Source organism: Nitratireductor kimnyeongensis (assembly GCF_019891395.1).
GTDB lineage: Bacteria > Pseudomonadota > Alphaproteobacteria > Rhizobiales > Rhizobiaceae > Nitratireductor > Nitratireductor kimnyeongensis.
Genome location: NZ_CP078144.1, coordinates 255,438 through 262,112, shown reverse-complemented (window position 1 = coordinate 262,112; position 6,675 = coordinate 255,438). Strand labels below are relative to the sequence as shown.

Sequence of the window (6,675 nt, the reverse complement as noted above, 5' to 3'; positions counted from 1 at the left end):
GTGGCCGAGACGCTGATGCCGCTGATCCTCGATCTGGAAAAGCACTGGAACGAGGCGAAGGACGACCCGGCGTTTCGGGCCGAGTTGGATAGTCTGGGCCGCCATTATACGGGCCGGCCCTCGCCGCTCTATTTCGCCGAACGCCTGACCGAGCATCTGGGCGGCGCGAAGATCTACTTCAAGCGTGAGGATCTGAACCACACCGGCTCGCACAAGATCAACAATTGCCTCGGCCAGATCCTGCTCGCCAAGCGCATGGGCAAGACCCGCATCATCGCCGAGACCGGCGCCGGCCAGCATGGCGTGGCGTCGGCCACGGTGGCCGCCCGCTTCGGCCTGCCCTGCATTGTCTATATGGGCGCGACAGACGTGGAGCGGCAGAAGCCGAATGTCTTCCGCATGAACCTTCTGGGCGCCGAGGTGAAGCCGGTGTCCTCCGGGCATGGCACGCTGAAAGATGCCATGAACGAGGCGCTGCGTGACTGGGTGACCAATGTTGAAGACACCTATTACCTGATCGGCACGGCGGCAGGCCCGCATCCCTATCCCGAGCTGGTGCGCGAGCTGCAATCGGTGATCGGCACGGAAGCGCGTGAACAGATACAGGAGCTGGAAGGCCGGCTGCCCGACGCCATCGTGGCGGCGGTGGGCGGCGGCTCGAACGCCATCGGCCTGTTCCATCCCTTCCTCGATGACCGCCAGGTGGAAATCCACGGTGTGGAGGCCGGCGGGCACGGGCTGGAGGGCGAGGAGCACTGCGCCTCCATGACGGCGGGGCGCCCCGGCGTGCTGCATGGCAACCGCACCTATCTTCTGCAGAATGAGGACGGGCAGATCCTCGACGGGCATTCGGTCTCTGCCGGGCTCGACTATCCCGGTGTCGGGCCGGAGCACAGCTGGCTGAAGGATACGGGCCGTGTGATCTATTCGCCCATTCTGGACGATGAGGCGATCGAGGCGTTCCAGATGACGACGCGGCTTGAGGGCATCATCCCGGCGCTGGAATCGGCCCATGCGATTGCCCATGCGATCAAGCTTGCACCCACCATGGGCAAGGACCAGATCATGATCGTCAATTTCTCCGGGCGCGGAGACAAGGACGTCCACACCGTTGGAAAGATGCTCGGCATGGAGATGTGAGCCACATCGCCCGACTGAAGCCCCTTGTTGAAGAGAGTATCCGCATGACCACCCGCATTGACCGCCGCTTCGCGCGGCTGAAGGAAGAAAACCGCCCGGCACTCGTGACCTATTTCATGGGCGGGGATCCGGACTATGAGACCTCGCTCTCGATCATGAAGGCGCTGCCTGCGGCGGGCAGCGACGTGATCGAACTGGGCATGCCCTTCTCCGACCCCATGGCTGATGGCCCGGCCATCCAGGCCGCCGGCCTGCGCGCGCTCAAGGGCGGGCAGACGCTTTCAAAGACGCTCCAGATGGCGCGTGACTTTCGCCGGGATGACGACGACACGCCCATCGTGATGATGGGTTATTACAACCCGATCTACATCTATGGCGTGGAGCGCTTTCTCACTGACGCGAAGGCCGCCGGCATTGACGGGCTGATCATCGTCGATCTGCCGCCGGAGATGGATCAGGAGCTTTGCGTTCCGGCGATCAAGGCGGGGCTGAACTTCATTCGTCTGGCCACGCCGACGACGGATGAAGAACGTCTCCCAAAGGTTCTGGAGAACACGTCGGGCTTTGTCTATTACGTGTCGATGACGGGTGTGACGGGATCGGCGCTGCCGGACACGAACAATGTGTCCGAAGCGGTTGCGCGGATCAAGGAACACACGGATCTGCCGATCTGCGTGGGCTTCGGGGTGAAGACGGCGCGGCAAGCAAAGGCGATCGGCGAAGCGGCGGACGGTGTGGTGGTCGGCAGCGCCATCGTGGCGGCCATCGCACAGTGCTACGACGACAACGGCAAGCGGATCGAAGACCCCGCCGAGGCCGTGGCAACCCTTGTGAAGGGGCTCGCAGACGGGGTGCGCTCTCGCCAGATGGCTTAACGGTTTTGTCGATCTGACGCCTTGGCGGCAATGCGCGGTGAACATAGGATCGCGGCAAGCATCCCGCCAAGGAGAACACCATGATCGCCTGGTCGATCTTCATACCGGCCTGTTTCGCTCTGAACTGCGCGCCGGGGCCCAACAACATGCTGGCCTTTTCCAATGCCGCGCGGCTGGGCCTCGTGCCTGCCCTTCTGGGCGGGCTGGGCCGCATGCCGGCTTTCATGCTGTTGATCGGGGTCACGATTGTGGGCCTCGGCGCGGTGCTGGCGGCCTCGGCCACGGCCTTCATCATCGTCAAAATGCTGGGCGCAGCCTATCTCATCTATGTGGGCATCCAGTTCTGGCGCAAGGCGCGGGAGCTGGCAGCTGCCCGCTCGCTCGATTCCGCCATCGGGACCTTGATGCGCCGTGATTTCGTGATCGCCATCAGCAATCCGAAGGCAATCGCCGTTTTCACGGCCTTCTTCCCGCAATTCATTGATGCATCGCAGCCCGCATGGAGCCAGCTTGCGGCGATGGGCGGTGTCTTTCTAGCCCTTGAAGTGGCCGCGGTCGCGCTTTACGTGGTCGGCGGCGTTCTGCTTGGGACGATGCTCAAATCCGAGCGCATCTTTGTGCATCTCAACCGCCTTGTGGGTGCGGTATTGATCGCATCCGGCGGGACCATGGTGCTTTCACGCGGCTGAGGAAAAATGCTGCGGATTGCCGCAGCGCAAGGTCTTCACTTCGCGCCTGCAACATGTTCTATTCCGAGCTGTCTTTTCCGGCGCACCCTCCGGCAGCCGGAGTCCAAAATTTCAGGATCGTAGCCACCCGACCGTTGACCGGGGTGGCGATGTATTTGCCAAAGGACTAGCCATGACCGTAAGAAAAGTTCCCAACGTCACCTTCCGCACGCGCGTTCGCGACGAGTCGATCGAAGGTCCAAACCCGTTCCGCTGGGAAGCGAAGACCACTGCCGATTTTTTCGGCGGCAAACGTGTTGTCCTGTTCTCCCTGCCGGGCGCCTTCACCCCCACCTGCTCGACCTACCAACTCCCCGACTTCGAGAAACTCTTCTCCGAGTTTCAGGCCGAGGGCATTGACGAAATTTACTGCATCTCCGTCAACGACGCTTTCGTGATGAACGCCTGGGGCAAGGCGCAGGGGCTGAAGAACGTCAAGCTCATTCCCGATGGATCGGGCGAGTTCACCCGCAAGATGGGCATGCTCGTCGCCAAAGACAATCTCGGCTTCGGCATGCGCTCCTGGCGTTATGCGGCCGTGGTCAATGATGGACGGATCGAAATGTGGTTCGAGGAGGAAGGCTTCTCCGACAATTGCGACACCGATCCTTATGGCGTGTCCTCGCCGCAAAACGTCCTGGAAGCTCTGAAGAAGGGCGAGGCGCAGGCCGCCTGATCCTTCTGAAACACTCAAATCAGGGGCCTGGATGGCGATGCCGTCCGGGCCTTTTCCTTATTCGGCAGCCTGTTCAATCAGAGAGGGCCACTCCCCGTGAAGGTCAGTGCCACGCCCTTCGATCTCGAAACCGTGCGAGCCGAAGAAATCACGCTGGCCCTGAATGAGGTTGGCGGTACCACGCGCCTGCCGGTAGCTGTCGAAATAGGCAAGCGATGACGAGAGGCAGATCAGTGGCAGCTCGCCAAGCGCGCCGGCTGAAACCACGCGGCGCAGCGCGGGACTGGCCTCTTTCATCAGGGTGGCGAAATCCGGAACCATCAGGAGATTGGTCGCCGCGTCGCCGGCAAAGGCGCTTGCCATCTGGTCGAGGAAGCGGGAGCGGATGATGCAGCCGGCACGCCAGATCTTTGCAATCGTGGCAAGTTCGAGCCCCCAGCCCTGCTCTTCAGATGCGCTGGCGATGACCGAGAATCCCTGCGTGTAGGAAACGATCTTACCGGCCAGCAATGCCTGCTCCAAATCGTCGATCGTGATGTCCACCTTGCCCCGGCGCTTGCCATAAAGCGCTTCTGCGGCAATGCGCTCCTGCTTGCGCGAGGAGATGGAACGGGCAGCGACCGCACCCTCGATGGCCGTGGCCGGAACGCCGAGCTGTTGCGCGGCGATGGCCGACCAGACACCGGTGCCCTTCTGCCCTGCCCTGTCGAGGATCATTTCAACGAGCGGCCTACCACTCTCCCCGTCCATGGCTTCCAGCACATGGCCCGTGATCTCGATCAGATAGGAGTTAAGCGGGCCCTCATTCCAGCGCTTGAAGACTTCGGCGCAGGCGGCAGCATCCATGCCCAGCCCGTCGCGCATCACGCCATAGACCTCGGCGATCATCTGCATGTCGCCATATTCGATGCCGTTGTGGATCGTCTTGACGAAATGGCCGGCGCCGCCCTCACCCAGCCAGGCCACGCAAGGCTCGCCCTTGAACCTTGCGGCGATGGAGGTGAGTACGGGTTCGGCATCATGCCATTGCGCCTTTGAGCCGCCCACCATGATCGAAGGGCCATGCCGCGCGCCTTCCGCGCCACCGGAAACGCCGACGCCGAGATAGCCGATACCCTTTGGCTTTAGGTAGTCAAAGTGGCGCTGTGTGTCGCTGAAGAGCGAGTTGCCGCATTCGAGAATCGCGTCGCCCTCATCAAGCAGAGGCAAAAGCTGCTCGATCATGTCGTCAACCGGCTTGCCGGCCTTGACCATGATGATGATGGAACGCGGCTTCTTCACCGATTGAACGAACGTCGCAAGATCGGCCTCGGGCACAACGCGCTCGCCAAAGCCCTCGGCCTGCGCTGCCTCGACGAAAGCGTCGATTTTCGGCGTCGAGCGGTTGTTGACGGCAATAGTGTGGCCTTTCTCCGCGATGTTCAGAGCAAGGTTTGCCCCCATTACGCCAAGGCCGATCAGGCCGATATCCGCTTTCGACATGCTTCAAGTCTCCGGTTCATCAGAAGTCGGGCTCTGACCCTGGACGGCACTATGCACCAGACCGTCCGCAGATGCATCCTCGCCAGACGGAAGATTGTCGCACATTAGCCGGCAAGATGGATGTCAACATGAGCATCGATCAGGGCCTTTGCAAGCCCGCCCGAGGGCTGCTCATTGGTGATGATCGCCGTGAGCGCGGCAAGCGGTTCGACTGTCGCGACGAGATTGACGTCGAACTTCGAGTGGTCGACCAGAAGATAGCTCTCGTGGGACTGGCGGATCATCGCGCGCTTGACGCCGACAGCGAGGCGATTTGCTTCGGTTATGCCATTTGCCGTGAGACCGCTCGCGCCGATGAAGGCGCGATTGGCATTGTGACGAGCGATGAAATCGATGGTTTCCGCACCGTAGATTCCGACCTCGCGCGCCATGAAATCACCGGGACAGATGACCACCTGGATCGTTTCGTTTTGTGCGAGCGCCGAGGCCACGGCAACGCTGTTTGTAAGAACGGTCAGGTCGCGTGCCATCGACGCCAGATTCAGCGCGAACTGATGCGTGGTGGAGCCGGCATCGATCATCAGGACTTCGCCGGGGCGCACAAGGGCTGCCGCACGCGCGGCGATCTGCACGCGCTCTTCGATGCGCGCCTGATCACGCTCGCCGAAGGGCGGCTGTGCGCCCATGGGTGCAGCGGACGCCCCACCATAGGCGCGACGGATCAGCCCTTCCTGGCTAAGCGCCTCGACATCGCGGCGAACGGTTTCCGTTGAGACGCCGAACCGCGCGGCCAGTTCCGATGTGCGCACATGAGGATGATGCTGCAGTTCGAGAATGATCTGCTCGCGGCGCGCTTTTTTTCGAAGTCGCGTCATTGGTCGCCTCTGGCACGAAGAATGGCATCGGCAACCTCCGCAAATCCCGCACCGCCCGCCTGTCGTGTAATCCACTTGGGCGGAGTCACTTCGGCATCCAGAAAATCGGCAAAATTGGCCACGCCAACACTGTTTTGAAAAAAGCCGAACATGGGCGCATCATTGGGGGAATCGCCCACGAAGATCACATTGCGGTCCGCTGTATCGAGGTCGAGCCCATAGTGCCTGGAAAACAGGCAACGGGTCATGGCCAGCTTGTCATAATGGCCGAACCATCCATTGACATGGATGGATGACACTTTTGCGACAGCGCCGGCTTCCTCGAAGCAGGTGACGATGCGGGCAATGTCCTTATCGCTCAGTCGCGGGCCATCTTCGGCGAAATCGATGGCGAGATCGGCCTCGCGGAATTTCTGGTCGGCGGAGAGCCGCGCACCGGGGACAGATGCAAGAATGGTTTCGGCCAATCGGTCCAGACGTTGGCGTCCTTCACAACGCTTCTCGGATGATTGGGCGAACTCCCGGATCATGCCGCTCTGCAGAGAACACGCGAAGTAGAACGCCCCGTTTTCGCCCACCACGGCATCGACGGGCCATAACCTTGCAATCATGTCGCACCACCCGGCAGGACGGCCCGTGACCGGGATGACTGAGATGCCTGCTTTCTGCAGGCGTTCCAGCGCCTCGTAGGCGAGAGCTGGCAGTCGACCAGAGGTGGTCAGCGTGTCGTCGATATCGGTGAGCACAAAGTCAATCCCCGCGAGAACATCGGTGCCGATACCCGAAAACTCCTCCGGCTCCCACGCATTGGTCGCCACCCGCTTTACCGCGCTATCCACCACCGGACACCTCCCCAGTATGAGTGTTCTGCCACGCTTTTAGCGGTGTTTTGGAGATTT

At 61.4% G+C, this 6,675-nt stretch carries 7 protein-coding genes; 4 read left to right on the top strand and 3 right to left on the bottom strand.

Going from position 1 to position 6,675, the window contains the following annotated elements; genetic code table 11:
• From trpB to KW403_RS19270, 4 genes are all read left to right on the top strand, one after another.
• Nucleotides 1-1,140, top strand: a 1,140-nt coding sequence (gene trpB, locus KW403_RS19285) for a tryptophan synthase subunit beta (protein WP_223022851.1), incomplete at its 5' end; no start/stop codon positions are given.
• Nucleotides 1,141-1,184: 44 nt separating this feature from the next.
• A complete protein-coding gene (gene trpA / locus KW403_RS19280) occupies nucleotides 1,185-2,015 on the top strand; it encodes a tryptophan synthase subunit alpha (protein ID WP_223022850.1) in 831 nt (276 codons plus the stop codon).
• 80 nt (nucleotides 2,016-2,095) lie between these two features.
• Entirely contained in the window at nucleotides 2,096-2,704 is a 609-nt protein-coding gene (locus KW403_RS19275) for a LysE family translocator (RefSeq protein WP_223022849.1), read from the top strand.
• Between the two features lie 172 nt (nucleotides 2,705-2,876).
• Nucleotides 2,877-3,419, top strand: a complete 543-nt coding sequence (locus tag KW403_RS19270) for a peroxiredoxin (RefSeq protein ID WP_223022848.1) — start codon at nucleotides 2,877-2,879, stop codon at nucleotides 3,417-3,419.
• Nucleotides 3,420-3,476: 57 nt separating this feature from the next.
• Here the strand turns inward: KW403_RS19270 and gndA are convergent, their stop codons facing one another.
• From gndA to KW403_RS19255, 3 genes are all read right to left on the bottom strand, one after another.
• Nucleotides 3,477-4,901, bottom strand: a complete 1,425-nt coding sequence (gene gndA, locus KW403_RS19265; protein WP_223022847.1) for an NADP-dependent phosphogluconate dehydrogenase — start codon at nucleotides 4,899-4,901, stop codon at nucleotides 3,477-3,479.
• A gap of 104 nt (nucleotides 4,902-5,005) precedes the next feature.
• Nucleotides 5,006-5,776 (bottom strand): DeoR/GlpR family DNA-binding transcription regulator, encoded by a 771-nt coding sequence (locus KW403_RS19260; RefSeq protein WP_223022846.1) that lies wholly within the window; start codon nucleotides 5,774-5,776, stop codon nucleotides 5,006-5,008.
• Nucleotides 5,773-6,594 (bottom strand): HAD-IIB family hydrolase, encoded by an 822-nt coding sequence (locus tag KW403_RS19255; RefSeq protein ID WP_425518233.1) that lies wholly within the window; start codon nucleotides 6,592-6,594, stop codon nucleotides 5,773-5,775. Before KW403_RS19255 ends, KW403_RS19260 begins: the two co-directional genes overlap by 4 nt.
• Nucleotides 6,595-6,675: the final 81 nt, after the last annotated feature.

Coding starts and splice junctions, on each gene's coding strand:
- trpA (WP_223022850.1), top strand. CDS start 1,185: ATGACCACCCGCATTGACCGCCGCTTCGCGCGGCTGAAGGAAGAAAAC.
- KW403_RS19275 (WP_223022849.1), top strand. CDS start 2,096: ATGATCGCCTGGTCGATCTTCATACCGGCCTGTTTCGCTCTGAACTGC.
- KW403_RS19270 (WP_223022848.1), top strand. CDS start 2,877: ATGACCGTAAGAAAAGTTCCCAACGTCACCTTCCGCACGCGCGTTCGC.
- KW403_RS19260 (WP_223022846.1), bottom strand. CDS start 5,776: ATGACGCGACTTCGAAAAAAAGCGCGCCGCGAGCAGATCATTCTCGAA.
- gndA (WP_223022847.1), bottom strand. CDS start 4,901: ATGTCGAAAGCGGATATCGGCCTGATCGGCCTTGGCGTAATGGGGGCA.